Origin of the sequence: Methylomonas koyamae (assembly GCF_001644025.1) — a bacterium.
GTDB lineage: Bacteria > Pseudomonadota > Gammaproteobacteria > Methylococcales > Methylomonadaceae > Methylomonas > Methylomonas koyamae_A.
On the sequence record NZ_LUUK01000233.1, the window covers coordinates 17,602 to 44,451 of the forward strand.

At 56.7% G+C, this 26,850-nt stretch carries 27 protein-coding genes and 1 pseudogene; 10 read left to right on the forward strand and 18 right to left on the reverse strand.

What is annotated here, in order from left to right:
- Nucleotides 1-211: 211 nt before the first annotated feature.
- From A1355_RS23885 to tusD, 6 genes are all read right to left on the reverse strand, one after another.
- A complete protein-coding gene (locus tag A1355_RS23885; protein WP_157198017.1) occupies nt 212-925 on the reverse strand; it encodes a hypothetical protein in 714 nt (237 codons plus the stop codon).
- Nucleotides 926-960: 35 nt separating this feature from the next.
- Complete coding sequence (locus A1355_RS23890) at nt 961-1,695, reverse strand: type III pantothenate kinase (protein WP_064031784.1); 735 nt, start codon at nt 1,693-1,695, stop codon at nt 961-963.
- Entirely contained in the window at nt 1,692-2,696 is a 1,005-nt protein-coding gene (gene birA / locus A1355_RS23895; RefSeq protein ID WP_331710132.1) for a bifunctional biotin--[acetyl-CoA-carboxylase] ligase/biotin operon repressor BirA, read from the reverse strand. The genes A1355_RS23890 and birA overlap by 4 nt, the downstream gene beginning before the upstream one ends.
- 18 nt (nt 2,697-2,714) lie before the next feature.
- Entirely contained in the window at nt 2,715-3,299 is a 585-nt protein-coding gene (locus A1355_RS23900) for a PilZ domain-containing protein (protein WP_064031785.1), read from the reverse strand.
- 83 nt (nt 3,300-3,382) lie between these two features.
- Complete coding sequence (gene tusC, locus A1355_RS23905; protein WP_064031786.1) at nt 3,383-3,742, reverse strand: sulfurtransferase complex subunit TusC; 360 nt, start codon at nt 3,740-3,742, stop codon at nt 3,383-3,385.
- Between the two features lie 5 nt (nt 3,743-3,747).
- Nucleotides 3,748-4,134 (reverse strand): sulfurtransferase complex subunit TusD, encoded by a 387-nt coding sequence (tusD, locus tag A1355_RS23910; protein WP_064031808.1) that lies wholly within the window; start codon nt 4,132-4,134, stop codon nt 3,748-3,750.
- Between the two features lie 121 nt (nt 4,135-4,255).
- Here tusD and A1355_RS23915 point away from each other — a divergent pair, with 121 nt between their 5' ends.
- The 4 genes from A1355_RS23915 to A1355_RS23930 all read left to right on the forward strand — a co-directional run bounded on the left by A1355_RS23915 (nt 4,256) and on the right by A1355_RS23930 (nt 8,997).
- Nucleotides 4,256-5,707: a M48 family metalloprotease gene (locus A1355_RS23915; protein WP_064031787.1), complete on the forward strand. Its 1,452-nt coding sequence runs from the start codon at nt 4,256-4,258 to the stop codon at nt 5,705-5,707.
- 473 nt (nt 5,708-6,180) lie between these two features.
- Nucleotides 6,181-6,420 (forward strand): DNA-directed RNA polymerase subunit omega, encoded by a 240-nt coding sequence (rpoZ, locus tag A1355_RS23920; protein WP_064031788.1) that lies wholly within the window; start codon nt 6,181-6,183, stop codon nt 6,418-6,420.
- 5 nt (nt 6,421-6,425) lie between these two features.
- Nucleotides 6,426-8,609: a RelA/SpoT family protein gene (locus A1355_RS23925; protein ID WP_064031789.1), complete on the forward strand. Its 2,184-nt coding sequence runs from the start codon at nt 6,426-6,428 to the stop codon at nt 8,607-8,609.
- 1 nt (nt 8,610) lies between these two features.
- Nucleotides 8,611-8,997 (forward strand): RidA family protein, encoded by a 387-nt coding sequence (locus A1355_RS23930; RefSeq protein WP_064031790.1) that lies wholly within the window; start codon nt 8,611-8,613, stop codon nt 8,995-8,997.
- Nucleotides 8,998-9,237: 240 nt separating this feature from the next.
- Here the strand turns inward: A1355_RS23930 and A1355_RS23935 are convergent, their stop codons facing one another.
- The 5 genes from A1355_RS23935 to A1355_RS23955 form a co-directional block, all read right to left on the reverse strand.
- Nucleotides 9,238-9,963: a pseudouridine synthase gene (locus tag A1355_RS23935; RefSeq protein WP_064031791.1), complete on the reverse strand. Its 726-nt coding sequence runs from the start codon at nt 9,961-9,963 to the stop codon at nt 9,238-9,240.
- A 75-nt stretch (nt 9,964-10,038) separates the two neighbouring features.
- Nucleotides 10,039-11,214, reverse strand: a complete 1,176-nt coding sequence (locus A1355_RS23940) for an NnrS family protein (RefSeq protein ID WP_064031792.1) — start codon at nt 11,212-11,214, stop codon at nt 10,039-10,041.
- Nucleotides 11,207-12,010: a ferritin-like domain-containing protein gene (locus tag A1355_RS23945; protein WP_064031809.1), complete on the reverse strand. Its 804-nt coding sequence runs from the start codon at nt 12,008-12,010 to the stop codon at nt 11,207-11,209. The genes A1355_RS23940 and A1355_RS23945 overlap by 8 nt, the downstream gene beginning before the upstream one ends.
- A gap of 117 nt (nt 12,011-12,127) precedes the next feature.
- The gene (locus A1355_RS23950; protein ID WP_064031793.1) at nt 12,128-13,759 is read right to left on the reverse strand and encodes a methyl-accepting chemotaxis protein; all 1,632 of its coding nucleotides are present in this window, start codon (nt 13,757-13,759) and stop codon (nt 12,128-12,130) included.
- 246 nt (nt 13,760-14,005) lie between these two features.
- Nucleotides 14,006-14,482 (reverse strand): FKBP-type peptidyl-prolyl cis-trans isomerase, encoded by a 477-nt coding sequence (locus tag A1355_RS23955; protein WP_064031794.1) that lies wholly within the window; start codon nt 14,480-14,482, stop codon nt 14,006-14,008.
- Nucleotides 14,483-14,543: 61 nt separating this feature from the next.
- Between A1355_RS23955 and greB the strand changes: the two genes are divergently transcribed.
- From greB to dtd, 4 genes are read left to right on the forward strand one after another with little or no spacing between them, the layout of a single operon-like run.
- On the forward strand, nt 14,544-15,035 hold the full coding sequence (gene greB / locus A1355_RS23960; protein WP_064031795.1) for a transcription elongation factor GreB: 492 nt from the start codon (nt 14,544-14,546) through the stop codon (nt 15,033-15,035).
- 5 nt (nt 15,036-15,040) lie between these two features.
- Complete coding sequence (locus A1355_RS25915) at nt 15,041-15,208, forward strand: hypothetical protein (protein ID WP_175463766.1); 168 nt, start codon at nt 15,041-15,043, stop codon at nt 15,206-15,208.
- A 3-nt stretch (nt 15,209-15,211) separates the two neighbouring features.
- Nucleotides 15,212-15,616: a gamma-glutamylcyclotransferase family protein gene (locus tag A1355_RS23965; protein WP_064031796.1), complete on the forward strand. Its 405-nt coding sequence runs from the start codon at nt 15,212-15,214 to the stop codon at nt 15,614-15,616.
- A gap of 4 nt (nt 15,617-15,620) precedes the next feature.
- On the forward strand, nt 15,621-16,076 hold the full coding sequence (gene dtd / locus A1355_RS23970) for a D-aminoacyl-tRNA deacylase (protein WP_064031797.1): 456 nt from the start codon (nt 15,621-15,623) through the stop codon (nt 16,074-16,076).
- 47 nt (nt 16,077-16,123) lie between these two features.
- On the opposite strand, the gene A1355_RS23975 is transcribed toward dtd, so the two are convergent.
- From A1355_RS23975 to A1355_RS23990, 4 genes are all read right to left on the reverse strand, one after another.
- A complete protein-coding gene (locus A1355_RS23975) occupies nt 16,124-16,945 on the reverse strand; it encodes a formylglycine-generating enzyme family protein (protein ID WP_064031798.1) in 822 nt (273 codons plus the stop codon).
- A gap of 51 nt (nt 16,946-16,996) precedes the next feature.
- Complete coding sequence (locus A1355_RS25920) at nt 16,997-19,678, reverse strand: formylglycine-generating enzyme family protein (protein ID WP_197471900.1); 2,682 nt, start codon at nt 19,676-19,678, stop codon at nt 16,997-16,999.
- A 194-nt stretch (nt 19,679-19,872) separates the two neighbouring features.
- Nucleotides 19,873-20,877 carry an AAA family ATPase gene (locus A1355_RS23985; RefSeq protein ID WP_064031799.1) on the reverse strand — a complete coding sequence of 335 codons (1,005 nt, stop codon included), beginning with the start codon at nt 20,875-20,877 and terminating at the stop codon, nt 19,873-19,875.
- A 6-nt stretch (nt 20,878-20,883) separates the two neighbouring features.
- Entirely contained in the window at nt 20,884-22,776 is a 1,893-nt protein-coding gene (locus tag A1355_RS23990; protein ID WP_064031800.1) for an SEFIR domain-containing protein, read from the reverse strand.
- 451 nt (nt 22,777-23,227) lie between these two features.
- Between A1355_RS23990 and A1355_RS23995 the strand changes: the two genes are divergently transcribed.
- Complete coding sequence (locus A1355_RS23995; protein WP_064031801.1) at nt 23,228-23,800, forward strand: hypothetical protein; 573 nt, start codon at nt 23,228-23,230, stop codon at nt 23,798-23,800.
- 91 nt (nt 23,801-23,891) lie between these two features.
- Here A1355_RS23995 and A1355_RS24000 read toward each other — a convergent pair whose 3' ends face one another.
- Together A1355_RS24000 and A1355_RS24005 are read right to left on the reverse strand one after the other, a co-directional pair.
- Nucleotides 23,892-24,590 (reverse strand): SDR family oxidoreductase, encoded by a 699-nt coding sequence (locus A1355_RS24000; RefSeq protein ID WP_064031802.1) that lies wholly within the window; start codon nt 24,588-24,590, stop codon nt 23,892-23,894.
- Between the two features lie 29 nt (nt 24,591-24,619).
- Nucleotides 24,620-25,843 carry a M20 aminoacylase family protein gene (locus A1355_RS24005; protein WP_082885739.1) on the reverse strand — a complete coding sequence of 408 codons (1,224 nt, stop codon included), beginning with the start codon at nt 25,841-25,843 and terminating at the stop codon, nt 24,620-24,622.
- A 98-nt stretch (nt 25,844-25,941) separates the two neighbouring features.
- Between A1355_RS24005 and A1355_RS24010 the strand changes: the two genes are divergently transcribed.
- Entirely contained in the window at nt 25,942-26,250 is a 309-nt protein-coding gene (locus A1355_RS24010) for a hypothetical protein (RefSeq protein ID WP_157198018.1), read from the forward strand.
- A 50-nt stretch (nt 26,251-26,300) separates the two neighbouring features.
- Here A1355_RS24010 and tnpA read toward each other — a convergent pair.
- Nucleotides 26,301-26,739: pseudogene (gene tnpA / locus A1355_RS24015) on the reverse strand (IS200/IS605 family transposase).
- Between the last annotated feature and the right edge of the window lie 111 nt (nt 26,740-26,850).

Genomic DNA, 26,850 nt, shown 5'->3' on the forward strand with positions numbered 1-26,850 from the left:
CAACCTTTCCTAGAACCGATATTGATCCACAATGCCGATCATAAGAGAGACATGCGCAAGTGACTTCGTGCCAAATGCTCATGTCAATTTTATTACTGCAATATGCATACCATGTATTCAACATGTTAAAAATCAAAAACTTAAAAACATTAGGATTCGATTATGTAAAAAAAACCAACAGAATTTCGCACGTTAGTGTTCAACAGGCCGTTTATTCACCAATCCGGTGCGAACGGCAATCCGCATCAGTAACGGTAACGGCATCGTCTTGAAGCCTATCGACAACACCTTGCCGGATCAGAGCGTACCAAACCGGCCGAATGCGGTTGCGCTGACGTACGGCCGCCACAATACCCAGTTTGACAAGCTGGTCGCGGTAAAGAATCGCCCGCGATTTTTCGGTGAATACGCCCAGAGACAATGCGCTTTTCAAATCGCCGGATGGAATCGGCCAAAAATCCGTCAAGCCTTTAGCTCTAAGCATCATTTTGTTGATGCGTAATTGCTCGGCGTCCCTAGCAGGCGGAAAGTACACTTGAAAATCGCCGGGAACGGTGAATTCGTCACTGTAGGAATCGACCGCTGTCAAGGATTTCGCAGCCAGCCAACGCCTCATCTCCAGGCGATCGGCAAAGGGTCCGATTCGCAGACAGCCGGAACGGTCGCGGTTTTCTCGAGCCTTGCTGTCCTCCGCTTGGGGATCACGCTGCGTGATTTGCAAATCGTGCGGTTGGCTGAAAAACGCTGAAACCTCTTGGGTGGCGGAAGCAAGTGAGCGCTGCGAATAGCGGTCGACGATTGCCGAAATCGCCGCTCCCCGCCGGGCATTCTCGCGTTCGGAAACCAGTAGTATCGGCGGCGCGGTCGAATCGCCGGACGTTGGCGCATTGAAAACACCGGAGTGCAGCTCCCAAAAAAACCACACAGCATTTGCTAAGCACAATAGCAGAAAAAAAAACCTCATCTCCGGCCCGCCTCGCAACAGATCAGCAAACCCTTTAATACTAATTTGACATCGACGACGGCCTCCACCGTCAACAGCCCCTGTAACAGCTCAGCATCGCCGCCGCACATTAGCAACCGGTAATGCGGATGCCTGATCAAAGTCGCCTCTATCAACCCGATTGCAGCGGACAACACACCACTATCGATGGCCGCTTCGGTAGTCATTCCAAGCCCAAAGTCCGCTTGCCGTTCGACCAGCGGCAGTACCTCCGTACCAAACGCCAATACCCCCTTCATCAGGCTAACGCCAGGAGCTATCAGACCACCCTGATGCCGGCCATCTTCGGAAAGCAAGTCCAACGTGATTGCGGTCCCGCAGTCAACGATACACCATTGCCCCGGATAATCGCGGCGAGCCGCCAGCAAAGCCAGCCATCGATCAATTCCAAGCTTATCGGGAAAGCGGTAAGCATTAACGACTCCCGCTGAGCTCGCCGTCGATAACGGCTTCACAATCGCCACCCCCGGCCACAACGATTGCGCCACCCTCAGGACATCGTCGAGGACTGCCGGCGCACCGACCGCGGCGACGCCGATACACTCGGGTGTGGCATATGTTTGCCATTGCCGCCGTAACCAAGCTGCGAATCCGGCTTGTCGATAATCGACCGCGTGGAGGTCGCCGACTTTACCGTCGACCGCCAATGCCCATTTCAAACGGCTGTTACCCAGGTCGACCAATAAAGTCACGATTTGCTAAAACTCACCTCGCCGGACGCGAAGCGGCGTAGCTCACCGTTCGCATCCGTTAGCAACAGAAAACCTTGGTCGTCGATGCCGGCCACAGTTCCGCGATGCGCAAGGCTCCCTATTGAAATATCCACCGTTTTTCCCACCATGCAATCGACCTCACGCCAGTCTTCGATGTAATCGACCAGGGTACGCTGCTCGAACTCCGCCAACACCGGAAGCCAATGATTTAGTAACACGCCGCTGACCCGATTGCGATCGGGACGAGCGGAGCCGCCCAAGACTGCCACCAAATCCGCCCAGTCCTGATCGATAGCCTCACCTTGCTTGGTCGACATATCGACATTCAATCCTAGTCCGGCCACCGCATGGCAGGGTCCGTCGCTTTCACCGGAAACTTCAATCAAAATACCGCCCAATTTCCGCTGTCGCCAATAGATGTCGTTAGGCCATTTCAATCCGACGTCGTGAGCTCCCAACTGACGCAATGCTTGGATTGTCGCTACGCCCAGCGCCAGACTCAGTCCGGCGATGGCGGCGGGACCGCCTTGAAAACGCCATAGTATCGACAAATAAATATTCCGCCCAAACGGCGAAACCCATTGCCGACCACGCCGCCCCTTGCCGGCTGTTTGGCGTTCGGCGAGGCAAACCAGGCCGCCAGGCACACCTTGTTCGGCAAGTTCGTGTAAGTAGGTATTGGTGGAAGCAATAAGGCCGTGGACCTCCAATCCAGTCAAGAGACCGGAAGCGCGATGGTGCAAATAAGCGAAAATTCGCTCACTGTCCAACAGATCCATAGGTGTAGCCAAACGGTAACCCTTACCCGACACGGCCAATATTTCAATACCCAGCTCGCTCAACCCTTGCAAATGCTTCCAGACCGCCGAGCGACTGACGCCGAGCGCTCCCGCCAATTCGGTACCTGAATGAAATCGCCCGTCGACCAAAAGGGCAATGAGTTGTCTATCGACCGGAGAAATCAATGAACCGTCCCGCAACTAAGGGCCCAGGCCGTTTCAAGTTTCGTTTTTATCGCGTAGTTGTTGCAGCTGTTTTTTAACCACATGCTTGATCAATAACTCCCTGTCGTCTTCTTTCATGTTGATGTATTCCACGCAAACCGCGTACGGCCGCTCGGGATTATCCGCCGAAATATCCTTGCAGTGCACGACTCTGGCGTAAGCGACAATGACCGCCATGCAGGACGTCAGCAACATTCTCAGTTCCAGAACTTCACCTTCCGACACCGGCGTTTCGTTGCTAAACGCCAAACCGGTGGCGCTCAGGCTGACTTCCCGGGTATCGTGTTCCGAAAATTGCTCGGACTGGCTGGTCAACACCTGGGCGATCAAATTGATTTTGGTATCCAGCAACTTCAAATATTCGAACAGATCCGGATCGCGCCGTTCCAATCTCGGCGCCAATAATCTGGCCTCTTGATTAAGCACTTCCAACGCGGACGCGAGCGAACAGTTGCTGAGCACATCGTCGGACACATGGCTCAATACCTTGACGTGATTTTTGTCGATGACTTTGTGCAACAAGTTAATCGTGTCGTTGACCCGAAAATATCGCCTTTTTTCTGTAATTTCGTCCGCCATGGCCGCTCTGTCCTCAAATTTTTAGATAGGATTCAATCGATATTCCAGCAATTCTAGCGTATCCATGATCGGAAACGTGAACCTTAGCCGCCCACGACCACATCGTAGCCGCTGAAAAGCGCGGGCAAATCGCAGCGCCCAAGCGGCTTCAGAGGTATTATCGGCACAAAGACCTCCACACCGCGTTCGATCAGGGACTCATGTTCGACAAACACGTCGGAGACCCCATAAAAAGCCAGCGCTTCGAACATTCCCGCCGTATCTTTTAGCCCTAGCCCACTCGCTCGCTGCCCCTCGACCACCTGCCAGACGCCATCATCGACGAACAACACATCAACGGTCTGATCGAATGCGGCGGTCGTTAAGATCAAGTCCAAGGCTTCCTGGACACCGTTACCGCAATGCGGGGCCTGGGACAACATAAACAAGTAACGTTTTTTCATCGCGATTAGAACGTCAAATAACGGTCCGCGACCAAAGTCGCTTCCAGCCATTGCCCCAAGCCGGCAATCCGAAAACCGGGCGCCACATCATCGTCGTTTTTACCCTGGCGCCGCGCCTCGTCCGCGCACAACAGGCCGCGCCGTTGCGCCGCCGATATGCAAACCACCAAATCGATGCCATTCAGTTCCGCCAATCGACTCCAGCCCGCGACCGGTGCTCGCTCATCATCGGGCGGACTGGCGTAGCGGAACGCATGGTAGACACCATCGCGATAGAAGAACACCCGAACGACCTCGTGACCTTGAGCCAATGCCGCTTCCACAAACCGAAATGCGTGCAAACCGGCATTGGTCAAATAAGGACTACCATTAACCTGTACTGCAAATTTCATCACGCTGTAAAATGTACCGGGCAAATTCAACCATACGCCGCATTTTAATACGGCTCTAACGACTTTGCCGCGAATCCTTACGCGATTGAACCCTTGACCGCCGTTTGCTGTCCCAGCCTTCATGAAATTGACTGCCCTAATTCTCGGCTTAAGCCTGACTTTGTTCACCGCCTCTGGCGGAGCCATCGAAATCGAAAAAATGCAACTACCGGACATGGGTGATTCCGCGGGCGCGCTGATCTCGCCGGTCCAGGAACGGGAATTCGGCGAGGCATTTTTCCGCAATCTGCACACTCAGGCCGAAATCAGTCAAGACCTGGAAATCGAGCAGTACATTCAAAACATCGGCAGGCAATTGGCGGCGCACAGCGACAATCCGGCAACGCCGTTCCATTTTTTCGTGGTCATGGAACCGGATATCAACGCCTTTGCCGGTCCCGGCGGCTACATCGGCGTCAATTCCGGCTTGATACTTTTGACCGAATCCGAAAGCGAATTGGCGTCGGTCATGGCTCACGAGATCGGTCACGTCACTCAACGTCATTTATACCGCTCGATCGAGAAAGCCAGCAAAATGTCGATACCGACCGTCGCCGCGACGTTAGCGGCCATTCTGGTCGCCACTCAATCGCCGAACATGGGCCAGGCAGCCCTGATGGCGGTCCAGGCCGGTAATATTCAGTTTCAGATCGATTTTACCCGCGAACACGAAAAAGAAGCCGATCGGGTCGGCATGCAGACGTTGGCCGATTCCAATTTCGATCCGCGCGCGATGCCGGTATTCTTCGAAAAACTAATGCAATCGACTCGCTATTACGGCAAGGGCGTACCTGAGTTTTTACGTACCCACCCGGTCTCCGAAAGCCGGATCGCCGACACCCGCGGCAGGGCTGAAACCTATGCCTATCGGCAAATTCCCGACTCGCTCGGCTACCTATTGACGAAAGCCAAGCTGATGGTCACCACCGCGAGCGATAAAAAATCGGCGCTAAAGCACTTCGCGACCTTGGAACTGCAGGGCACGACGGAACAGCGGGCGGTAGCGCGCTATGGCATCGGCTTGATCCACCAGGACGCTCAAGAATTCGCCCAGGCCTCAGAAATCTTTCAGCAATTGACCGACCAATATCCGAATCAACCGCAATACCCGTTCGCGCTGGCTAGAACCGCAATGGACAGCCACGACTATCAAAAAGCCAGCAACCTATTAAGCAAAACCAGCGAGCGCTTTCCCAGCAACGACGCGATCAAAATCGAACTCACCCGGGCGTTGATCAAAAACAGCCAGCCCGAGAGAGCGCGACAAGTCTTGCAATCAATGTCGGATTATCAAAAACAGCAACCCTTCTATTACGAGCTACTGGCGCAAATCCATGCCGATTTAAAACAACCGGCCGAATCCCACCGCTACATGGCCGAATATTATTTCGCCAGCGGCGATACTGAAGCCGCGATGACCCAAATCAAACTCGCCAGACAAGAAACCGATCTCAGCTTTCAACTACAAGCCATCCTCAACGAACGCCTGAATTTCTTCATCAGCGAGGAGGAGTCTCGCAAAGCAGAACGCTAAACAGCAATGTTAACAGGCACTTATCTATCGCAAACCCTTGTAATTCTCAAATAATTTCGAGGCAAAACAACCATCCCGAAATCGCGCATTTTTTGTTGGACAGTCGGAACTTTTTTCACTACACTTCGCCCACCTTTTACGGAGTGCATGCGACCCAAAGCGGTCGTAGCTTTAGGGGGAGGGAAGCGGCCTGTATAAAGGCTGAACAACAATAATAATTAGTGTAACTGCTTAACTAAACTGTCTTCGAGACAGGCGTCCACAACCATAACAACAATAATTACAACAACAGGACGGGCCCGCGTTAGCGGGCTTTTTATTGCCTATCGAATTTCCCCGCCTACGCGACTCTGTTCGACAATTGGCTAAGTCGGCCTTTTATCTTATAATCGAAGCCCCGCTTGGGCCGCGGCCCTAAGATCGAGCCGTCCTCAGTGCTCAGGCATCCTCACAAAACTCACCAAGGTTAAAACATGGCACGCGTTACCGTTGAAGATTGTTTAGAAAATGTCGAAAACCGTTTCAAACTGGTATTACTGGCCAGTAAACGGGCCAGACAATTGGAAAAAGGCGCGGACGAGTTCGTCCCGCGCGGTAAAGACAAGGATACCGTCGTGGCCCTGCGCGAGATCGCAGCCGGTTTTGTATCCGAAAGCAATGTCGACAGTCTGCATCGCGCCGGCTACGTTTCGGAAACCCATATCGAAATCTAAAGTCCATGCCCGAGACAGCCGCCAAACCCGCCCCGGCCCTACCCGCGATAGAGCATCCCGAAGAGAAACTGCTTCACCAGCTCTGCGAGGGCCTACGCGGCTATCTCGATGCCGACCAAGTCAACGACGTCGTCCGCGCCTACCATTACGGTGCGGCGGCACATTCCGGACAATTTCGCCGTAGCGGCGAAGCCTATATTTGTCATCCGGTTTCGGTGGCGATCACGCTGGCGAGCATGCACATGGATGTCCACGGCATCATGGCGGCGATCCTGCACGATGTCATCGAAGACACGCCGATCAGCAAGGAACAACTCGGTCTGCAATTCGGCGTCGAAGTCGCCGAACTGGTGGACGGCGTCACCAAATTGTCCAAAATCGATAGCCGCTCGCGTGCCGAAGCTCAAGCCGAAAACGTCCGCAAAATGTTTCTGGCAATGGCTCAGGATTTGCGCGTCATTGTCGTCAAGCTTGCCGACCGGCTGCATAACATGCAGACCATGGGCAATATGCCCTCCGACAAGAAACGCCGGATCGCCAAGGAAACCCTGGAAATCTACGCCCCGATCGCCAACCGACTCGGGATGAACGAGATCCGCCATCAGCTTGAATCGCTGGGGTTCAAGGCGCTCCACCCTTACCGTTATTCGGTGATTTCCAATGCCGTCAAAAAATCGCGCGGCAATCGTAAGGAAATCATCGACACGATCCAAAACGCGATCCAAAATCGCTTAAACGAAAGCAGTCTTAGCGCCACCGTGGCGGGCCGCGAAAAAAATATCGCCAGCATTTACCAAAAAATGCTGAACAAGCGCATCTCCTTCACCGATGTGTTCGATGTCTACGCCTTCCGGATTTATTGCGCCCAAGTCGACGACTGCTATCGGGCGTTGGGCTGCGTGCACAACCTTTACAAACCGGTGCCCGGCCGCTTCAAGGACTATATCGCCCTACCCAAGGCCAACGGCTACCAATCGTTGCACACGATTTTAATAGGACCCTACGGCGTGCCGATCGAGATTCAGATCCGCACCCACGACATGCATCGCATGTCCGAATCCGGGATCGCCGCGCATTGGCTGTACAAGTCGGATAAGGATAAAAGCGAGACGATACAGGCGCGCGCCAACGAATGGTTGCGCGATCTGCTGGAAATTCAAAAGTCCGCCGGCGATTCGCTGGAGTTCATCGACAACCTCAAGGTCGATCTGTTTCCGCAAGAAGTCTTCGTGTTTACGCCCAAGGGCAAGATCATCAAACTGCCGCGCGGCGCAACCATCGTCGATTTCGCCTATATGGTGCATACCGACGTCGGCAACGCCTGCATCTCGGCCCGGATCGACAAAAAGCTGGTACCGCTGCAAACCAAGTTGGAAAACGGCATGACCATCGAAGTCATCACCGCCGCCTGGGCCCGCCCCAACCCGTTGTGGCTGAACTACGTCACGACCGCCAAGGCCCGCAGTTGTATTCGCGCCTATCTGAAGAACTTCAAACAACAGGAAGCGATCAACCTCGGTCGCCGCCTGCTGGAAAAAGAACTGCAAAGCATCGGCATCCAGCTTGAACAGGTCGATAACAGCCGAATTCTGCAAGTGTTGCAAGTCTTGAAAAAGCACTCGTTGAACGACTTGCTGGAAGACATCGGTCTCGGCAACAAAATGCCGTTCCTGGTCGCGAAACACATCGCCCAAACCGACGTCAACGCCGCGGTCAAGCTGCACGACAACGTGCCCAAGGCCAGTACGCCGCTGATCATCAAAGGCACCGAAGGCATTGTCGTCAGCCTGGCCAAATGTTGCCGGCCAATCCCCGGCGATCCGATCATCGGCTTCTTCAATCCTGGCAAGGGCATCGTCGTTCATCACCACGAATGCCGCAACAGCAACGAAGTCAGAAAAAAACAAACCAGTTGGCTGGACGTGGAATGGAGCCCGGAAGCCAGCGGCGAATTCCCGGCCGAGATCCGCATCGAGTTATTGAACCAACGCGGTTCGCTAGCGACGATCGCCTCGACGATATCAGGGATGGACTCGAACATCGAAAACATCACCGTCGTCAGCCAGGACGATCGAGTGTCGGTCGACCTGCTGATCCTGGCGGTGCGCGACCGGGTCCATCTGGCCAACATCATCCGCAAACTGAAAAAACTTTCCATCGTTTTAAAAATCACCCGCATCAAGGCCTAACATGAGCAAGGAAATCATCTCCACCCCGAATGCCCCGCAAGCGATCGGCACCTATTCTCAAGCCGTCAAAGTCGGCGATACCGTTTACCTGTCCGGCCAGATCGCTCTCGACCCGGCCACGATGCAAGTGGTCGAAGGCGACGTCGCCGTCCAAATCCGCCGCGTGTTCGATAATCTGCAAGCCGTCGCCCAAGCCGCCGGCGGCGATCTCGGCGACATCGTCAAACTCAACATCTTTTTGACCGACCTCGGCAACTTCGCCACCGTCAACGAAATCATGGCCGAATATTTCAGCCAACCCTACCCCGCCCGCGCCGCTGTCGGCGTGGCTTCTCTACCCAGAGGCGTCGGTGTTGAAATGGATGGCGTGATGGTCTTGGCTAACTGATCATTCATCGCCGCGCTACCACATCCGGAGCGCGAACTCGGTGCCGACTTGCAGGCACGGACCTTCCCCTCGGTCAGTACGCTTTCCGCTTAGGCCAATCCAAGACCAGGCTTTATCAAAGGAATCCAGGCGAGGACTCCAGAAACAATTCGGTGCGAGAGACCTCGGTTTTACCGATCTCTTTCAAGGAATCGGATCGCCACCGTCGATGCCTCCAGCAAAGGCCTGCCGATCCGTACCCTAAGTTTGAAACACCGACAGCACTTGCAAAAAGCTCGGTTCGGGCGAAGCCTGCAAATGCAGACGCTCGCCGGTAATCGGGTGCGGAAAATCCAACGCGGTGGCCGCGAGCATTAATCGCCCTTGACCGAAACGCTCGGCGAAATAACGGTTGTGGCGGCCTCGGCCGTGATTGGCGTCGCCGATGATAGGGTGACTGATATGTTTCATATGCCGGCGCAATTGATGCTTTCGACCGGTTTCCGGGCACAACTCGACCAGACTGTAGCGACTCGTCGAATGGCCTTCAATCTCAACCGGGATTTCCGTCGTCGCCAGGCGCCGGTAACGGGTGCGGGCTTCACGCTCGGGCTGCGACTCGCCTTTCCGCCGCCGGTCTTCCGGCTCGTCGCGTAAAGGGTGATCGATCAAGCCGTGTTCCGGCAACCAGCCGCGTACCATCGCCAGATAGGTTTTGGAAACCTGACCCGCCATCAGCGTTTTGCCTAAGACACTCGCGGTACTCGGGTCGCGAGCGAACACTAATAGACCGGAAGTGGGACGATCCAGCCGATGCACCGGGTAGACGTGCTCGCCGCCGTTCATCGCTCGTGCATATTGCAGAGCGAACTCGGTTTCGTGCTTATCGATGGGACTGCGATGCACCAGTAAGCCAGCCGGCTTGTGTACGGCCAACAGCCACGGGTCCCGGTAAAGCTCGGTTAGCGGATTACACTCTAACGACATCGACGATTCGCTGGCCGATGTTGATATAGCCTAATTCGAGCGCGGCGAACTAAGAAGAACCTTGCGCGCCGACACTCAACCCGGCTGGCCGTCCAGGCGCGGCGCGGTCAATATTGGCGCATAGTAAAACGCAAACAGCGAAAACGCCGCCAGCCAACAATAGGCTGATGCCATCACCAGGCCGCCGTACCAGGTCGGCACCAGTGCAGGGACCAGCACCCGGAACAAGGCCGCCAGATTGACGGCGATAAAGGCGATCGCAATCACGTTGGAGGCTTTCAAGGCGCGTCCGGTGTGGCCGAGCGCGACCCTCGCCATCATGCCCAAGGTCAAAATCCCGATCCCGCCAACCGTGAATGCATGCAAGGCCAAGGCGGGCGCCACCCATTCAAACGCCGACAGCGCCACCAGAACGAAACCGACAATCACCCAAGCGTAGCCGATATACAACACCCACAGCAGCGGCACATACCAGATTCGCGGGTTGTACCAACCGCCGACGCGCAACAGGCTCAAAACCGCTGCCGCAAACGCCGCCGCCGCCAGAAACAGACCGGAAACGCCGATCAACAATAATAGAAATACCGCCGCGCCGGCCAAGATTGCCGCGATGTCCAAGGCCGGGCTACGAATGCAGATGACCCCCGACAAACCCCGTTCGGTAAAAAACGGGAACACCCGGCCGGCGATCACTAAAATCATCACGACCACCAGTCCCGCCATCAAATTCAGCCCCCGCGCGGCTCCGGCGACAGACCAGCCCAGCACTTCGCCGTGTATCCAGGCATTCGCCAGTGCCATCAGCAGTAGCAACGCGACGAACACCCCGTGTTGATATTGCCGGGTTTGTAAGATCGGTCGAGCGACAAAGTAAGTCAACGCCGGCAGAAAACTCCAATCGACCGCCGCGATTAACACGTCCGGCAGCCATTCGGAATAAAACGGCAGCACCCTGCCGTACAACCACAGAAAACTCAAGGATGCCAATTGATCCGGGCTGACCGTCTGCCGCGAGGTCCAGTTGGCGACGGCGGTCAACAAAAATCCGGCGATCACCGCCGAGGTGTAGCCCAGCAACATTTCGTGAGCATGCCAGAGCGTGCCTGGAAAATAGTGGTCGACATGCAGATTGCCGTTGGACATCGCGTTCCAAAGCCCAATCAAAGCCAGCGCCGATAAACCCGCCAACGCGAAAAACGCCCGAAAGCCCATCGCGAACAGCGGATAATCAAAAACCGGTTTGTTATTCATGCAAGCGCTCCTCCAGCCAATCGATTTCGTGATCCGAGAATCCGGCGATTATACGCACTTCTCGGTTAAACGGGCCCTTGGGCTTGCCTTGGTAATGCGTCAATAACAAGGTTTGGTAGTGCTGTTCCGGATTTAGTCCGCGTTCGGCCGACAAGCGCTTGAACCAATAGGAACCCCGCTCGACGTGGCCGATTTCATCCTGGTAAATCTGCGTCAGAACGGCAACCCCCGGCACATCGCCCAATGCCTGAAGCTTCGCGATCATGCCCGGCGTCACATCCAGGCCGCGCGCCTCCATGCAACGCGGCACCACGGCCAGACGGGCCAGCACATCGCCGACGGTATCCTCCGCATGCGTCCACAAGCCCCGGTGCGCGGGCAAATCGCCGTAATCCACCGAATAGCGGCGCATGTGCTCGCGAATCATCTCGAAATGTTCGGCCTCCTCGGCGGCGACGGCCAGCCAATCCCGATAAAAATCGGCCGGCAGGCCGCGAAATCGGTAGACCATGTCCCAAGCCAGATAAATCGCGACGAATTCGATATGCGCCAACGCATGAAAGAATGCCGCCTTGCCAGCATCGGAATCCAAGCGCCGCCGCGGCATGTCGCGCGGCATCGCCAGGATAGGCCGAGCCGGAAATACGGTATCGGCCATCGCCAGAACTCGGCCGGTATCGTCAAAGGCCAGCGCCCCGGCATCGCAAAGCTGCTTCGCACGCCGTGTGTGGTTTAACTTGGCGGCGATATCGCCGTCGAATAAACAATGTTCGGCAATCTCGAATAAATTTTCCAAATTCTCTCCGTTACCGCCGGTTATCAAAGGCCGGGAATCGGCCGAAACAGCGGTCAGAAGCGAGATTTTAACGGATAGCACCACGCTCGGCGCGCGCCGGCGGCAGACGATTCACGGTTAGAGGTGGAAATAGGCAATGGTTTTCTCGAGCGCGCCGGAAATACCCTCCAACTCCCGAGCGGCATCCGAGGTTTTGTGGACGGCTGTCGAGTTGTCTACCGTCATTTGCGCGATGCGCTCGACGTTACGGGCAATTTCGGAACAAGCGATGTTTTGCTCATGGATCGCGGCGGTGATTTGTTGAATGTGTAGCGCAACGTTCGCGGAGCTATTTTCGATCTCGTCGATCGACAAACCCGCCTGTCTGGCCAAGTCCGCGCCGGCATCGACCTGTGCCACTCCCGCCGACATCGTCGTCACCGCGCTTTGGGTGCCGCTTTGGATTTTCGCGATGGTTTGGGCGATTTCCAAGGTCGAACGCGAGGTGCGTTCGGCCAACTTGCGCACTTCGTCGGCGACCACCGCGAACCCCCGCCCCTGCTCGCCGGCTCGAGCCGCTTCAATCGCGGCATTCAAGGCCAGCAAATTGGTTTGATCGGCAATGCCGCGAATCACGTTGACGATGGCAGTCACTTCATTGGACTGCTGTTCCAGGCTGGCGATAGCCGCGGCCGAATCGGCGACCGCGGCGGCGATGTTGGCCATTCCGGAGGCCGCCCGCAAAATCACCTCGCGGCCCGCGCTGGAAATTTGCTCGGTTTGGCGGCTGATTTCGCGGGCGGAACTGGCGCTGTTGGCGACTTCGCTGATACTGGCCGTCATCTGTTGCACGGCGGCGGCGGTCGTGTTGGCGGCTTCGCTTTGAACGTAAGAAGCCTTCGATACTTCATCGGCGGTCTCCGCCAATCGATGCGCCGCCAGCGCGGCCCGATGCGAACCTTGCTCGATCGCACCGACAATATCGCGCAATTTATCGCGCATGCTGGCCATCGACGCGACCACGCTAGCGGCATCTCCCGGCTTGACCGGAATCTTGACCTTTAAATTGCCGGCGGCGATTTGACTGGCGATGTCGCTGACCTCGAACGCTTCGCCGCCCAGCTTGCCGAGCACCCCGCGTACAATGAACACTGCGGTGGTCAGGGAGAACAACACCACCACCAAACCCAAGCCCAGGTTAGTCCATTTCAACCCGGCAAATTGCGCCAACATGTCCGCGATTTGCCTATCCATCTTATCGGTCTGGGCGTCGCCGAGTTTGCCGATCAATCGAACGTATTCGCTAATGTTGCCGCGTAGCGTGTTGACCAGATACCGCTTGGCCTCGTCCGCCATTCCGGACTTCACCAACTCGACGTACTGTTTGCGATTGTCGGTATAGGTTTTACGAGCGGCGAGGGTCTCGGCCAGCAATTGCTTGTCCGCCGGATCGGCGACGGCGGCGTTCAAAAACTCGAAGCTGGCGGTGATACTCGCGCTATTGGCGGTCATCTCGTGGGTAATCGCTTCGATCTCGCCGGGATCGCTGGTTTCACCCAGTAACAGGGTATTGGCCCAGTTGCGCAACACGTTCATGCGAATGTTGTTGGCATGCGCCGTGGTCGGATACACCGTCTCCGAGATAAACTTGGCGCCGTCGCCCACTTCGCTGCTCTTGAAATGCGTCACGCCGACCATCGCGACGTTCAAAATCACGACTCCGCTGAGACTCCAGGCCAATAACGTGGCAATTTTCAAATTCGCCAACATATCTGCTTCTCCCTTATCAAGACGATGAGTGTCAGGGAAGTATAGACAACAAGCGAAAGCGTGGTTTCGTGAAGCGCGTTGACTGAATAGAGGGCCATCAAGCCGACCGGGAAAGATCGCCGACCGGCACTGTTACGGGAACACGAGACTGGTAACTCGCCGTACCAAGTACCCCGGCCGACCGGCGGGATTCTGATACTGGCGCCAAGCCCGTGTTATCGCTCGGCGCCTATCTGGAAGATGGACTTAGTGACTGCAACCGGCACCGTGAACATGGCCGTGAGACATTTCGTCGGCGGTGGCCGGACGCACGTCGACCACTTCGACGTCAAAGGTCAAGGCTTCGCCCGCCAGAGGGTGGTTGCCGTCTATCGTGACGTCGTCGCCGTTAATTTCGGTCACAGTGATGACGCCGGAACCATAATTGACGTCGGCGTGAAATTGCATGCCGACTTCGACCTCCATGTCGCCGAACATGGTTTTCGACACGACTTGCTTCATTTCTTCTTGAATTTCGCCGTAAGCCTGATCGGGCGCTATCGTGACGTTGAATTTATCGCCGGTTTGCTTGCCGGCCAGCGCCGCTTCCAAGCCGGCGATGATGTTGCCGGCGCCGTGCAAATAAACCAACGGTGCTTCGCCGCGCGAACTGTCCAGCTGCTCGCCGTCCCGGTTGGTTAAGGTATAATGAAAGGAGACTGCGGTATTGTTGGTAATCTGCATAAAGCGCCTTGATAGGAAAAAATTTGAAGGCGCCATAATATAACCTTTTCTCCGAAAATACATGTCGCGCTGGAGACCTCCCCGCCCTAAATCGTCGCCGTATATCACCGCCGCCGGCTATCAAACCTTGGAGCTCGAGCTGAAACAACTTTGGGAACGGCGCAAGCACGTGACCGCCGCGCTGGCCGCCGCCGCCGCCGAAGGGGATCGCTCGGAGAACGCGGAGTACATCTACCGCAAGAAGGAACTGCGTGAAATCGATAGACGTATTCACTACCTGCAAAAACGCCTGCCCGGCCTGACCGTGGTCGCCGAAAAACCCGCCCGCCAAGACCAAGTGTTTTTCGGCGCCTGGGTCACCTTGGAAACAATGGAGGGGGAAGAAATGACTTATCGCATCGTCGGCGCCGACGAAATCGACACGTCCGGCGGCTTGATCAGCCTGGATTCGCCACTGGCCCGCGCGCTGCTGAAAAAGCTGCTGGACGACGAGGTCGTGGTGCGTCATGCCGAGCAAGAAACTCGCTATTACATCACCGCAATCCGTTACTAAGGCCCATGAGCACCCATTCCTACTGGTTACGCATCAAGCTGCTATTCGCAGTGGCGGTATTGACCGTGTTGGAAATTGGTCCGATTCCGTTGTTCGGCTTGCTACTGATTTGGGTCATCGTATTTCGACCGCGTTGGTTCAAGGCCTTGCTTGACAGGATTTACGAGACCTGAGCCATGCCGGAAACTAATCTCCCTCTATTCGTCTACGGTAGCTTGCGTAGCGATTGCGGTCCCGCCCACCAGGATTTTTTAAGCGCCGCCACGGCCTTGGGGCCGGCGAGCTTGACTGGAGCGCTTTACGATGTCGGCCGCTACCCGGCTGCTGTCATTGGCGACGCCATGTATCTGATCCACGGCGAACTTTACGATTTGCGCGGCGATACCGATCTGCTAGCCTGCCTGGATGCCTACGAGGAATGTTCCGCCGAATTTCCCGAACCGCGCGAGTACCGCCGCGAAATCGTCGAAGTCACCCAAAATCAGCGTATCCGCCCGGCCTGGGCCTATTTGTACAACCGGCCAACCCAAGGACTACCCCGCATCGAATCCGGCGATTACCGCCAGTATCTGACCTGTTAAATCCATGATTACCGTGATCCAACGCGTCCGCCACGCCGAAGTGGTCGTGGACGGCATCGAAATCGGCCGGATCGGCCCAGGCATCCTGGCCTTGGTCGGCGTCGAAAAGCCCGACACCCGGAAAAGCGCCGACCGGCTGCTGGAACGCATTTTAAGCTACCGGATCTTCGCCGACGCCCAGGGCAAGATGAACCTGAGCCTGCGCGACATCGGCGGCGGCCTGCTGTTGGTGCCGCAATTCACGCTGGCCGCCGACACCGATAGCGGCAACCGGCCCAGCTTTACCGCCGCCGCGCCGCCGGCACTGGGCCGCGACTTGTTCGCCTATCTGCAAGGTCGCGCGCGCGACCTCCATCCCGGCGCGCAATTTGGCCGCTTCGGCGCCGACATGCAAGTCTCGCTGACCAACGACGGCCCGGTGACCTTTACATTACGCAGCGCGGATAAGTCCGACCGATAACGATCACGCCCGCTCCAGCGTTACCGCCACCCGGCCGGGCAGCGCCTTCAACCTAGGGCAAGCCGGAAACCAATACCGTGGTCACGATCGAAAGGCTGGTCCCCGCTACGGACTGCGGAACGCACGTCCCCTCCGTCGTCGTACCAACCACCACCGCGCAACACGCGGGCAACGTCCCGATCCGTCGGATCGAACAGCGGGTCGGTAACATCGTCGCAGCCCAAATCCTCCCGCCAGCCGTCCCGGCACCATTCCCAGACATTGCCATGCATTTCGTACAAGCCCCAGGCGTTGGCCGGCAGGCGTTTTACCGCCACGGTGGCTGCCCGATATTCGCCCTTTTCGCCGTTATTGAAGGGGTAATTGCCGTTGTAGTTGACTAGTCTTGGGCTGATAGCGTCGCCGAAACTGAACGGGGTTTCGGTGCCGGCACGGCACGCGTATTCCCATTCGGCTTCGCTGGGCAGCCGTGCTTGCAATCCGCCGATTTGCCGGTTTAACTGTTCTATGAAACTTTGCACCTCGTGCCAACTAACCATTTCGACCGGCTTGACGAGATCGTCGTTAAAAATGCTGGGATTCTCGCCCATCACCGCCTGCCAAAGGGCTTGGGTGCAGGCGGTGTCGGCCAACCAGTAGCCTTGGCTCAAGCCCACCCGGTGCCGGGTTTCTTTACGGTCACCCCAAGGCTCGCGCTCCGGCTCGTCCGGCGGCGATCCCATCCAAAAGCTGCCCGGCAACAGCCAGCGGAAACGCTGAATCACATTTTGATAGTACAACTTGGCAAACAAGCCGAACGCATCTTCGCCCCAGGCATAGGCCCAGGGCGGCGGAAAATTGGCAGGCAATAAGTGGTGATCGTTGCTCATACGGTCTGTTCAAGTAACTGTGGTGGCTTACGCAGCGGCCGGGCAGCGCCTTCAACCTAGGGCAAGACGGAAACCGAGGTTGCTGATACGCCCGCCAGACGCGTACCCGTAACGGACTGCGGAACGCAAGCCCTCAATGCCACTGTCATAGCCGCCTCCGCGCAACACCCGGTCAACGTCTTGATCCGGTGCATCGAACAGCGGATCGATGACATCGTCGCCGCCCAAGTCCGCCCGCCAGGCGTCCCTGCACCATTCCCAGACATTGCCGTGCATTTCGTACAAACCCCAGGCATTGGCCGGCAGGCTTTTTACCGCCACGGTGGTTGCCTGATATTCACCCTTTTCGCCGTTATGGTAAGGGCGACTGCTGTCGTAGTTGACTTGCCGTGGACTGATGTTGTCGCCGAAATTGAACGGGGTTTCGCTGCCGGCCCGGCAGGCGTACTCCCATTCCGCTTCGCTGGGCAGCCGCGCCTGTAGTTCTCCGATTCGCCAGTTTAAGTGCTCGATGAAGGTTTGCACGTCAAGCCAACTGACCGTATCGACCGGCTTGAAAGGATCGTATTTAGAATGGCTGGGCACCTCGCCTAGCACCCTTTGCCAAAACGCTTGAGTGCAAGCGGTGTCGGCCAACCAAAATCCTTTGGTCAATGACACGGTATGTTGTGTTTCAAACGCAGTACGCCCTGATTCCGAAACCGGCGAACCCATCAAAAAACTACCCGGTTCTATCCAGCGGAAACGCTGCGTTACCGTATTGAACTGTAAATCGGCGTACAAACCGTAGCCGTCCACGCCCCATTCGCTGGCCCAGGCCGGCGCGACGAACGGCTTAATCGCGATTTCCCGGCGGCCGGTATGCAGCCAAAGTTGTTGGTCACTTTGGTGGCTGAATGGTGCCGCGACCGCTAGCAACAGCAGGTCGTCCAATAAAGGCTGCTCAAACCAATACCAAGGCCGATAATGCCGGGATTGGCCGGCCGATTGCAGCGACCACAGCACGACCGGTCTATCCAGTTTCAGGGTTAACAAGCGTTGCCGGCACGGTTCGGCCGGGACATCGGTCGGCCGGTCCAGCATCGCCAGCGTCCCGTCGTGGCGCCACAGCAGATCGACGGTTAGCGGGGCTATCGGCGGTTGACGTTGCAGCCAATCCGCGCCGTTCAAACCGGCCGGCAAGGGCCGACGATCCAAAGGCCGGTGGCGGCTGACCGCCACCGATAAGTGGTTCAGATAATCCTCGCCGGCCAGGCTGGCGGCGGCGTGCTGCAAATGATGGTCGGCGATGTTCAGCAGCAAATGCCGTTCGGCCGGCTGGTAGAGGCCACCATCCGGCGTTTGCAGGCTTTGGGTGAGTTTACGAAAAAACCGCCGGGCATTTTGGGCGTGCTCGGTTTCGGGTACCGCCGACTCCGCATTCACCAGGCCGCACCACAACAGAGTTTCTTCATGATGAATCATTTGCGGCAAGCCGGCATGGTAAGCGCGCAGACTCGCCAGCAAGCGTTGTTGCAATGAAGGTTCGAGCCTGGAAAACAGCCGTTGCAGCTCGGCCGCCGCGATTTCGTTGACCGCGCAGGCGGTGGCGGCGGTATTCAAGCGAGCGTCCAGCCAGACCGCGCCTTCCAGGCCGGCGTTATCGGCCTGCGTCGGCAAACTGAGCCGCAATGCCCTGAGCAAGGCCGGTTCGGCGCGGGTCGCCATCGCGAGCCAGATCAGCAACAGCCGGTAAGCCGGATCGGCGTCGTCCGGCGCGCCGGCTTGATGCTGCGGCGACAATTTGGCGATAGGCCGCAGACTGTTATCGGGGCCGAGGCGAAGCAAGGGCATCAGATTGGCGGTTTCCGCGACCAATTGGCCGTGCGCCAGCGGCGCGGCGATCAAACAGGCGATGTCTTGACGGCGCAAGCCTTGCAAGCGCCGCTGCCAGTGGTACCGGGCCGAGGGCCGGATAGCGTCGAGCATGCCCAGATCGCTGGCGATCAACAGGGTTTCGCCGCTGTCGGCGCTCGGCCAGGGCCGGGTTTGCCTGCCGCCGCTCGCCGGCCAGGCGTGTAGCCGTTCCGCGTCCGCGCGGTATAGCAGCGACACGCTTAACCGCCCTCTCAACAATGGCTGCAGATGGCCGGCCAGCCAGCGCCAGTCGTCCCAGTAGGGCGTCAGCCGGTCGGAAAAATCCAGAATCAAATGCAGTTTGGCCGGCCAGCATTGGCGGATTTGCCTAGGCAAGCGGCTGACCGGTTTGGCTTGCGCCAGTTGCCGGGTCAGGCTGACCACGTCCAAGCCGGCCGAATGGCGCCGGCTGACGGTTTGATGCAGACGCGGCCACAGCCGGGTCCACGGCACCAAGGGCTGAAACGGCGGCGCGGTCGCGTCCGCGTTCCAGGGCGCTTGGTCGGCATCGCTCAATACGCCGTAGTCGGTGGCCGCCGCCGGCTTTTGCCAGTCTTCGGAACTGGCGACGAGTTCCAAGCGTTGCGCATGCATGGGCCGGAACAGGCCGCGCGGTAATCGGGCCGTCCCGCCGTCTGAGATTAAGTGACTCTCAAAGCCGGTTCCGGTCAGAGTCCCAACACCGGGATCTACATTGACGCTTTTCGGCGAAAACTCGAAACCCAGCACCTCCGCCAGCGCCAGCAAACGTTCGTTATCCGCGTGCTTATGGTCCGCCAGCATTTGCAGCAAATCGGCGCGGCCGAGCGCGGATTGGTTGGCGATGTCTATCCGCATGGTGCTAAGGATTCCGCTAAAAATAACTTCCCGAAATGAATTTTTCCCGCCAAACCGTTCGTGCTGAGCCTAGTCGAAGCATGAACGGTTTGGCGCGGTGGATGCCCGGATTTTCCCGTCCATCCTTCGACAAGCTCAGGACGAACGGGAAAATCCTTGTAACCCGAAACAGGGGAGTTATTTATAACCACATCCTAAGCGCTTAGCGAGGCGCTCTTGCGGTAGGCAAAGTCGCAGACCCGATCCAACCACTGTTGTTGTTGCGCGGGATCATTGCGCGCCAGGCTATCCAGACCGCGCAACAAATCCAGGTACTCCGCCAATCCCGGCAAATGGGCTTCGCCGCGCAATTGCGCTCTGTCGTCCATCAGTCGTTGCGCGGCTTGCTCGAGGAGGGTTTGTGCCATCGCCGGCCGGCCGTCGCCGGCCTGGGACGTATCGTCGGGATCGCGGTAATGGCTGCGCGCCCTAGCGATGAGCCATTGCTTGAAATCGGCATCCGCCGCCAACGGCAACACCAGGCAACGGCGCACGAAGGCCGCCGGCAATTCCCGGTCTTCGTTGGTGGTGATGATGATCAATGGTTTGTGCTGACGGGCTTTGACCTCGTAACCGTCTGCACACGGCAAGCGGAATCCGCTGTTGGCCAGCACTTCTAAAAGACTGTTGGGCAATTCGCTGTCGGCTTTATCAATTTCATCCAACAGCAACACGCAGCCCTTCGTTTGGGCGCGTTGAGCTTGCTGAGACACTTGGCCTGATTGATCGGTCAGTTCCGCATCCGGCCGCTGCGCGTGGACTTCGTGTTCGCGTAGCCATTGTTCAGCGCCCCGCCAATCGATAGACCACCATAACGGACCGGGGGCTATGTAATGACTGACGTCCTTGGCGCGGGGTTCTTGGGCCTGGGCATCGGCCAAGCGCGCGACCGCATCGAAGCGCCACAACAATTCCTGCGGCTCGCTACGGGCGGTAACGACTTCGTAGACGAAGGCGCGCTCGAACATTTGCGCCGCCGCCCGCGCCAGATCGCTTTTGCCGGTACCCGGCAAACCGCGCACCAGCAATGGCCGGCCGCTGGCCTCGGCCAGGCGGATGGCGTCCTGGCAGCGACCGTCCAGCAGATAATGGCTTTCGGGCCATGTCCCGACGGCCGGGAGATAATAGGTGACGGGGTCGGGGCGCTTGATGTCGGTCATGAGTTGTTAACTGAGCAGGGGAATAAGGATTTGACTGATTTTTTCGATGCTGCCGGTAATGCTGGCGATATTTTTAAAGCCCTCCAAGGTTTTTGCGGCGGCGGCCAGTACTGTCTTATCGGCTTGCGGTTTGGCGATTTCGTTTGTCACCGTGTCGGCGGCGGCGGCAATTTCGGCATAGTGTTTTTTGCCGATACTATCGTCCTGGTCGGCTATCGTTTTGAGATTGGCTAGCTCATCCGTCAATACTTGCTTGATACTGTTATCGATCACTTGGCTGTTATGGTCGCCGACAATCGTTCCGGGGCTGTTGTTGACGACCGTGACGGTAATCGGATTCGCTGGATTGCTCATGTTGGTTTCCCGTGGCGGGGTTGGTGTGATTTTGGAGCCGGATTCTCGTCTGTAACGCTCGACTACAGCGCCAATTTTGTTTTCATCGGTGTGCAGATAATCCGAAGCATTGCCTTCGGTTTCAGCTCCATAAACATATATCGGTAAGCCAGGTCCAATTTTTTGTAGAAAGTATCTGGCGATGTCGCTATCGGATAAAGGATGCTGGTTAAAAGCATTTTGATGGATTCTTATCGCTTTGATAGGTTGGTAACGGCGTTCAGTGTCGTAAGCGCTCAGGAAATCACCCAACTCGCTCAAAGGGTCTTTACTGTCCGCTCGCAATCCGTTGATACTGGCTAGTATCTGTTTCGCGATTTCCCGGCTTACCCGTTCTTCCTCCCAAACTCCGATCTGAGGCTGGTAATCGCTGTGAAAAATGCCATGTTTCTTCAGGCCATTGGTAAATTCCATCTCCGTGTAATCGGGTATTAGCGCTTGGTGATTTCGACTGGCCGTCAACAAATCTAAAGTCGCCGGGTATTCAAACGGCATATGGTTAATACGATGCCTGTCAATCTGGTCGTTACGAATCAGGATATGCAGCAAGTAACCCAATAACATTTCAACATTCTGAACACCGTCATTTGCAAGTAAAGCATCAAGAAAATGCAACACTTGCAGCCGACGCCCTTCGTCGTCGGCTTGGTTGACCAAATAGGCCGCGAAGTCTTTGCAGCCCTGTGATGTGTCGGCATCGGAAAAGGATGTGTCGAAACCCTGATTGATGCGAGCCACGTAATCGGCAACCAACGATTGTAAATCGTGGCGCTGCAATTGCTCGGTCAGCAAGTCGATGAGCGCTTGCCGCTGATGCGGAGCGCTGTGATTATTTGCTTGCGCGGCTTCGCGAATTCGATCGGCTTTCGGCGGCTGGCCGTTTTGACTTTGAGAGTCGTCGGCACTACCGGTAGCGGAGTTGTCCGAATCGCGGCTTAAGCCGCTCCTACGCCGAGTTGTTTCGTTATCCGGGGCGATCATCCTTACATGATCGTTGGGAAGATCATTTTGAGGCGCTAATACAACGCGCGGGCCGAGAGGCGGCATCTCCACTTCCGGTTGATCGGTCAATACCCGATACAGATTTAGATAATCCGCCTGGATTCTATAAGTCGTGCCGCCTTTGAGCATCAGCGGTACGTGATCGATGCTGCCGTTGTCCGGTATCAGCGGCAGAAACTTGATATTGTTTTGAAATTGATCGTACAGCGTTTGGCTGATCAGCAAACCTTCGATATTCACGCCTCTGCCGCCTAATCTGTCGTCGCCTTTGAAACGTTTCAGATAAGTCTCGGTACAAATCACCAACACAAAATCCGCCCATGCGATTTGCCGTTCCATCCAACGTATCCAGCCCTCGGCCGGCGCACCGTTGACGTAGCGATCGATTCTGCAATCTATGCTTTCATCGCGCAGCCGATTGGCCAAAGCCAGTACATCCGCGCGGTGCTCGGGCGAATCGTGGCTGTAACTGATGAATACCTTGGGCGCGGTTTGTTGATCCAAGTACCAATCCTTTGTCGGTTGTGTTTGCTTGGTCCGACGGCGATGCCGGATGAATTGACGGTTAATGCAGACTCGGATCGAATGCTAGCAAAATCGGTCCTGGTCCGCCAGATTCGCGGCCACCCAAAGCCCGTCAAACAACCGTATCCTCAGACAATAGCGACAATTGGCAAGCTAATGCCAGAGACCACTTTTGCCCCGGCGAATATCGCCGATCGGCGTGTGAGCGGCTTTAGCCGCGTTGGACAACATGCAAAAGGATGAAAGTCGCATAGACCTATAACCTCAATACGAAACTGCCCCCACTCTCCCGCCCCGCACCGTGTAGCCGCAACCGGGAATTTCGCCGCCATAAATAAAACTGTGTTAAATAACATACTTTAATTTGCCAACTCTGCCTCCCCTGCCTACAATGTCGCCACTTTTAACACCACACCAAAGGGAAAAAATAATGAAAATAAGCCATGTCGTATTGCTGGTTAATTTGGCCGCGACCACGTTATTGACCGGTTGCGAAGCCAGCAAACCGGCCACCGAAGCCAACGCTCAACCCGTTGTCGCAGCGCCCGCCGCGGCCATCGAGGCGGCGGCGCCCGCGCCGGTCGCAACACCGACGCCCGCCGTCGAACCCAAACATTGCGACAAACACCACGCCGCAACCGACGAACACGACTGCATCGCTCATTGCGCCAAAAGCAAGGGCAAGAAAAACAAAGCCTGCATCAAACATTGCAAAAGCCATGTAGCGCCTCATCACGATTGCGCCAAACATTGCGCCGATCATCCCGCTGAAAAAGACAAAGCCTGCGCCGAACACTGCGCCCAAGATGCAAACGCCCCGGCCCACCAATGCCATACCGAACATTGCGACCACCACGCTTCGGCCGCCGCGAAAACCTGCGATACCGGTCACTGCGCGCATCACAAAGGCGGCGCGGCTCATCAATGCGGCACGGAGCATTGCGAAGCCCACGGCGGTAACATGGCCGATTGCTGCGGCGACGCCCATAAGTGCGACATGTAACGCCAGCCGTCGGGCCAGGCGACTCCCAACCAACCTGACGAATGCAAAAAGCCGGCGACAGCCGGCTTTTTTTATTGCTCGCGCGTCTGGCTCACCAAGGCATGACCTTACCGTCGCCGTAGCGCAGAAAGCCGCCGGATTGGGCCGGCGTGTATCCGTCGATAACGTTGATCATGCCGGAAACGCTTTCGTCGGCATCGATCAATGCGTTTGGTCCGCCCATATCGGTTCTGACCCATCCCGGATGTAGAATCAACACACCGATACCTTGCGGCGCCAAGTCGATCGACAAGCTTTTCATCGCCGCGTTGACGCCGGCCTTGCTGGAGCGGTACAAAATACTGCCGCCGCTGGTGTTGTCCGTCATGCTGCCCATCAGACTGCTGACCGTGACGATCAGTTTGCGCTGTCCCGCTTGCAGATTGGGCAACAGCGCCTCGGCCAATTTGACCGGCGCCAGCGTGTTGATCGTCAATGTATCGAGCCAGGTGGAATAATCCAGATTGCCGAATCCATGGCCGCTTCGGTCGCCGTAGACGCCGGCATTGTTCAACAATACATCGATCGGCGTGCCACGTAGTTCGGCGGCCAACGGGTCGATTTGCCCAAAGTCCGCGATGTCCGCCGCCAGCACTTTCACTCGATCCGAATCGGCTGCCAGCGTCAATAATGCCTCGGCATCGTCAGGGCATCGGCAAACCGCGAGCACCCGCCAACCGGCCGCCGAATACTGTTTACAAAACTCCAATCCCAAGCCGCGATTGGCGCCGGTAATCAACACGGTTTGCATAAAATCTCCCAAGTTTAAAAGCGATAGAGTCAGCCTAATTGCGCCTGCGCCAGCCTAACCCAATAACTGGCGCCAAGCGCAAGTATGTCGTCGTTGAAATCATAACTGGCGTTGTGCAGCGAGCAAGGTCCCGCACCGTGACCGGCGCTGCGATGATCGCCGTCGCCGTTACCCAGAAAGCAATAGCAACCGGGCAAGACTTGCAACATGAATGCGAAGTCTTCGGCGCCCATCGTCGGCACCTGCGGCAACACCCGCTGCTGGCCGACCATATCAGTCATGACTTGCCTGGCTTGCTCGACCGCGCCCGGCTCATTGACCGTGGCGGGATACAGCCGCTGAAATTCGAAGTCGCCGCGCATATCGTGGGCCAGACAAATATGCTCAGTCAGTTGCGCCATTCGTACTTGAATCATATCCAGCAAATCGGCGGAAAAAGTCCTGACCGTACCGGCCAGTTCACATCGATCGGCAATGATGTTGGTGGCCTCGCCGGCGTTCAACATCGTCACCGAGATCACGCCGCTGTCCAGCGGGTTGGCGTTGCGGGTCAGTATGGTCTGGAAGGCGGTAATCAACTGAGCAGCGACCGGAACCGGGTCCAGCCCCAAATGCGGCATCGCCGCGTGGCAGCCCTTGCCGTGCACCACGACTTTAAAGCGGCTCATCGACGCCATTACCGGACCCGCGCCGACCGCGAACTCGCCGACCGCCAAGCCCGGCCAATTGTGCATGCCGAACACCGCCCGCATCGGAAAGCGCTCGAACAAACCGTCCTTGATCATCGCATCGGCACCGCCGCCGCCTTCTTCGGCGGGCTGAAAAATCAGATAGACGGTGCCGTCGAAATCGCGGTGCCGCGCCAGATATTCCGCAGCGGCCAGCAACATCGCAGTATGGCCGTCGTGGCCGCAGGCGTGCATCTTGCCTGGATATTGCGAGGCGTGGGCAAAGCCATTGAGCTCTTGCATCGGCAAAGCATCCATGTCGGCCCGCAGGCCGATCGCACTATCGCCGCTGCCCGATTGGAGAACGCCGACCACGCCGGTCTTACCCAAGCCCCTATACACTGGAATGCCCCATTCACTCAACTTGGCCGCCACCAGCTCGGCGGTACGCCTCTCCTCGAAACACAATTCCGGGTGGGCGTGAATGTCGCGGCGCCAACTCTGAATCCGGTCCAACGCAGCGACGATCTCGGGAATCGCCCCTTCCGGAACGGTGCTGGCTAACGGCGGAAGATTTTCGCTCATATTTTACGACTCTGTTGAACAGCACTATTATTGCGGTCGAATTGGTTCGACCGATCAGTTCGACGAACCCCATGCTTCTCCGCCACGGATTACCGATCATGCCCGACTCGCACCGCTATCACGTGGTTATCGCCGTCCCGACCATGCCGCACTACCGGCTCAGGTTATTCGAACTGTTGGCGGAAAACCTGGCGCGGGAAGGCGTCAAGCTCGAAGTAGTTTACGGCAATCCCAACCCGGAGCAAGCCGCGAAACGTGACTTGGTGGAATTGGCGGCGCCGATCGGTGTAAAGATCCGAAATTATTGGCTGAACGAAACGGTGCTGCACCAGGCAATCTTCGGCAAAACAGTAAATATCCCCCGGCAAAGCCGGGGGCTTTATGTTGTGAACCGCTCAAAGCGGTAAATAGGGTCGCTGACGCGGCCCTTTAACTTTAGCCGCCAATAGGCGGCGACTCATTGCCAAAGGTTCATTTGTTCGACTCGTTGGTCTTCCTGTTCTTGATGACGGATATACTCCCGTATCATCGTTTCATCCCGACCCACTGTCGAAACAAAATACCCCCGCGCCCAGAAATGCTGACCTACAAAGTTCCGCTTTTTTCCACCATAAACACGGGCCAAGTGAATCGCACTCTTCCCTTTGACGTAGCCAATCACCTGCGACACCGCATATTTCGGTGGAATCGATATCAACATCGGACATATGCACATGATCCGGCATCAAATGCCCTTCCAATATTCGGCTTTCTTTCTGGCTCGCTAACCTTCGAAACACCTCGCCCAAATGCTTGCGCAACGCCCTATACAGCGTTCGGCGACGGCACTTGGGAATAAACACAACGTGATATTTGCACTCCCATTTCGAGTGGCTTAAGCTTTCGTTCTCGTCCATCAGGTTCTCCTCTTGCGTTTGCTTGGCGGCTCACGCTCTCGAGTTTCCTGATGGACTCCTCTAAATGTCAAACTCCTGCTGTCTCCCCGGCTAAGCCGGGGGATTTCTCAT

Coding starts and splice junctions, on each gene's coding strand:
- A1355_RS23900 (WP_064031785.1), bottom strand. CDS start 3,299: ATGGCGGACGAAATTACAGAAAAAAGGCGATATTTTCGGGTCAACGAC.
- tusC (WP_064031786.1), bottom strand. CDS start 3,742: ATGAAAAAACGTTACTTGTTTATGTTGTCCCAGGCCCCGCATTGCGGT.
- tusD (WP_064031808.1), bottom strand. CDS start 4,134: ATGAAATTTGCAGTACAGGTTAATGGTAGTCCTTATTTGACCAATGCC.
- A1355_RS23915 (WP_064031787.1), top strand. CDS start 4,256: ATGAAATTGACTGCCCTAATTCTCGGCTTAAGCCTGACTTTGTTCACC.
- rpoZ (WP_064031788.1), top strand. CDS start 6,181: ATGGCACGCGTTACCGTTGAAGATTGTTTAGAAAATGTCGAAAACCGT.
- A1355_RS23925 (WP_064031789.1), top strand. CDS start 6,426: ATGCCCGAGACAGCCGCCAAACCCGCCCCGGCCCTACCCGCGATAGAG.
- A1355_RS23930 (WP_064031790.1), top strand. CDS start 8,611: ATGAGCAAGGAAATCATCTCCACCCCGAATGCCCCGCAAGCGATCGGC.
- A1355_RS23935 (WP_064031791.1), bottom strand. CDS start 9,963: ATGTCGTTAGAGTGTAATCCGCTAACCGAGCTTTACCGGGACCCGTGG.
- A1355_RS23940 (WP_064031792.1), bottom strand. CDS start 11,214: ATGAATAACAAACCGGTTTTTGATTATCCGCTGTTCGCGATGGGCTTT.
- A1355_RS23950 (WP_064031793.1), bottom strand. CDS start 13,759: ATGTTGGCGAATTTGAAAATTGCCACGTTATTGGCCTGGAGTCTCAGC.
- A1355_RS23955 (WP_064031794.1), bottom strand. CDS start 14,482: ATGCAGATTACCAACAATACCGCAGTCTCCTTTCATTATACCTTAACC.
- greB (WP_064031795.1), top strand. CDS start 14,544: ATGTCGCGCTGGAGACCTCCCCGCCCTAAATCGTCGCCGTATATCACC.
- A1355_RS25915 (WP_175463766.1), top strand. CDS start 15,041: ATGAGCACCCATTCCTACTGGTTACGCATCAAGCTGCTATTCGCAGTG.
- A1355_RS23965 (WP_064031796.1), top strand. CDS start 15,212: ATGCCGGAAACTAATCTCCCTCTATTCGTCTACGGTAGCTTGCGTAGC.
- dtd (WP_064031797.1), top strand. CDS start 15,621: ATGATTACCGTGATCCAACGCGTCCGCCACGCCGAAGTGGTCGTGGAC.
- A1355_RS23975 (WP_064031798.1), bottom strand. CDS start 16,945: ATGAGCAACGATCACCACTTATTGCCTGCCAATTTTCCGCCGCCCTGG.
- A1355_RS25920 (WP_197471900.1), bottom strand. CDS start 19,678: ATGCGGATAGACATCGCCAACCAATCCGCGCTCGGCCGCGCCGATTTG.
- A1355_RS23985 (WP_064031799.1), bottom strand. CDS start 20,877: ATGACCGACATCAAGCGCCCCGACCCCGTCACCTATTATCTCCCGGCC.
- A1355_RS23995 (WP_064031801.1), top strand. CDS start 23,228: ATGAAAATAAGCCATGTCGTATTGCTGGTTAATTTGGCCGCGACCACG.
- A1355_RS24000 (WP_064031802.1), bottom strand. CDS start 24,590: ATGCAAACCGTGTTGATTACCGGCGCCAATCGCGGCTTGGGATTGGAG.
- A1355_RS24005 (WP_082885739.1), bottom strand. CDS start 25,843: ATGAGCGAAAATCTTCCGCCGTTAGCCAGCACCGTTCCGGAAGGGGCG.
- A1355_RS24010 (WP_157198018.1), top strand. CDS start 25,942: ATGCCCGACTCGCACCGCTATCACGTGGTTATCGCCGTCCCGACCATG.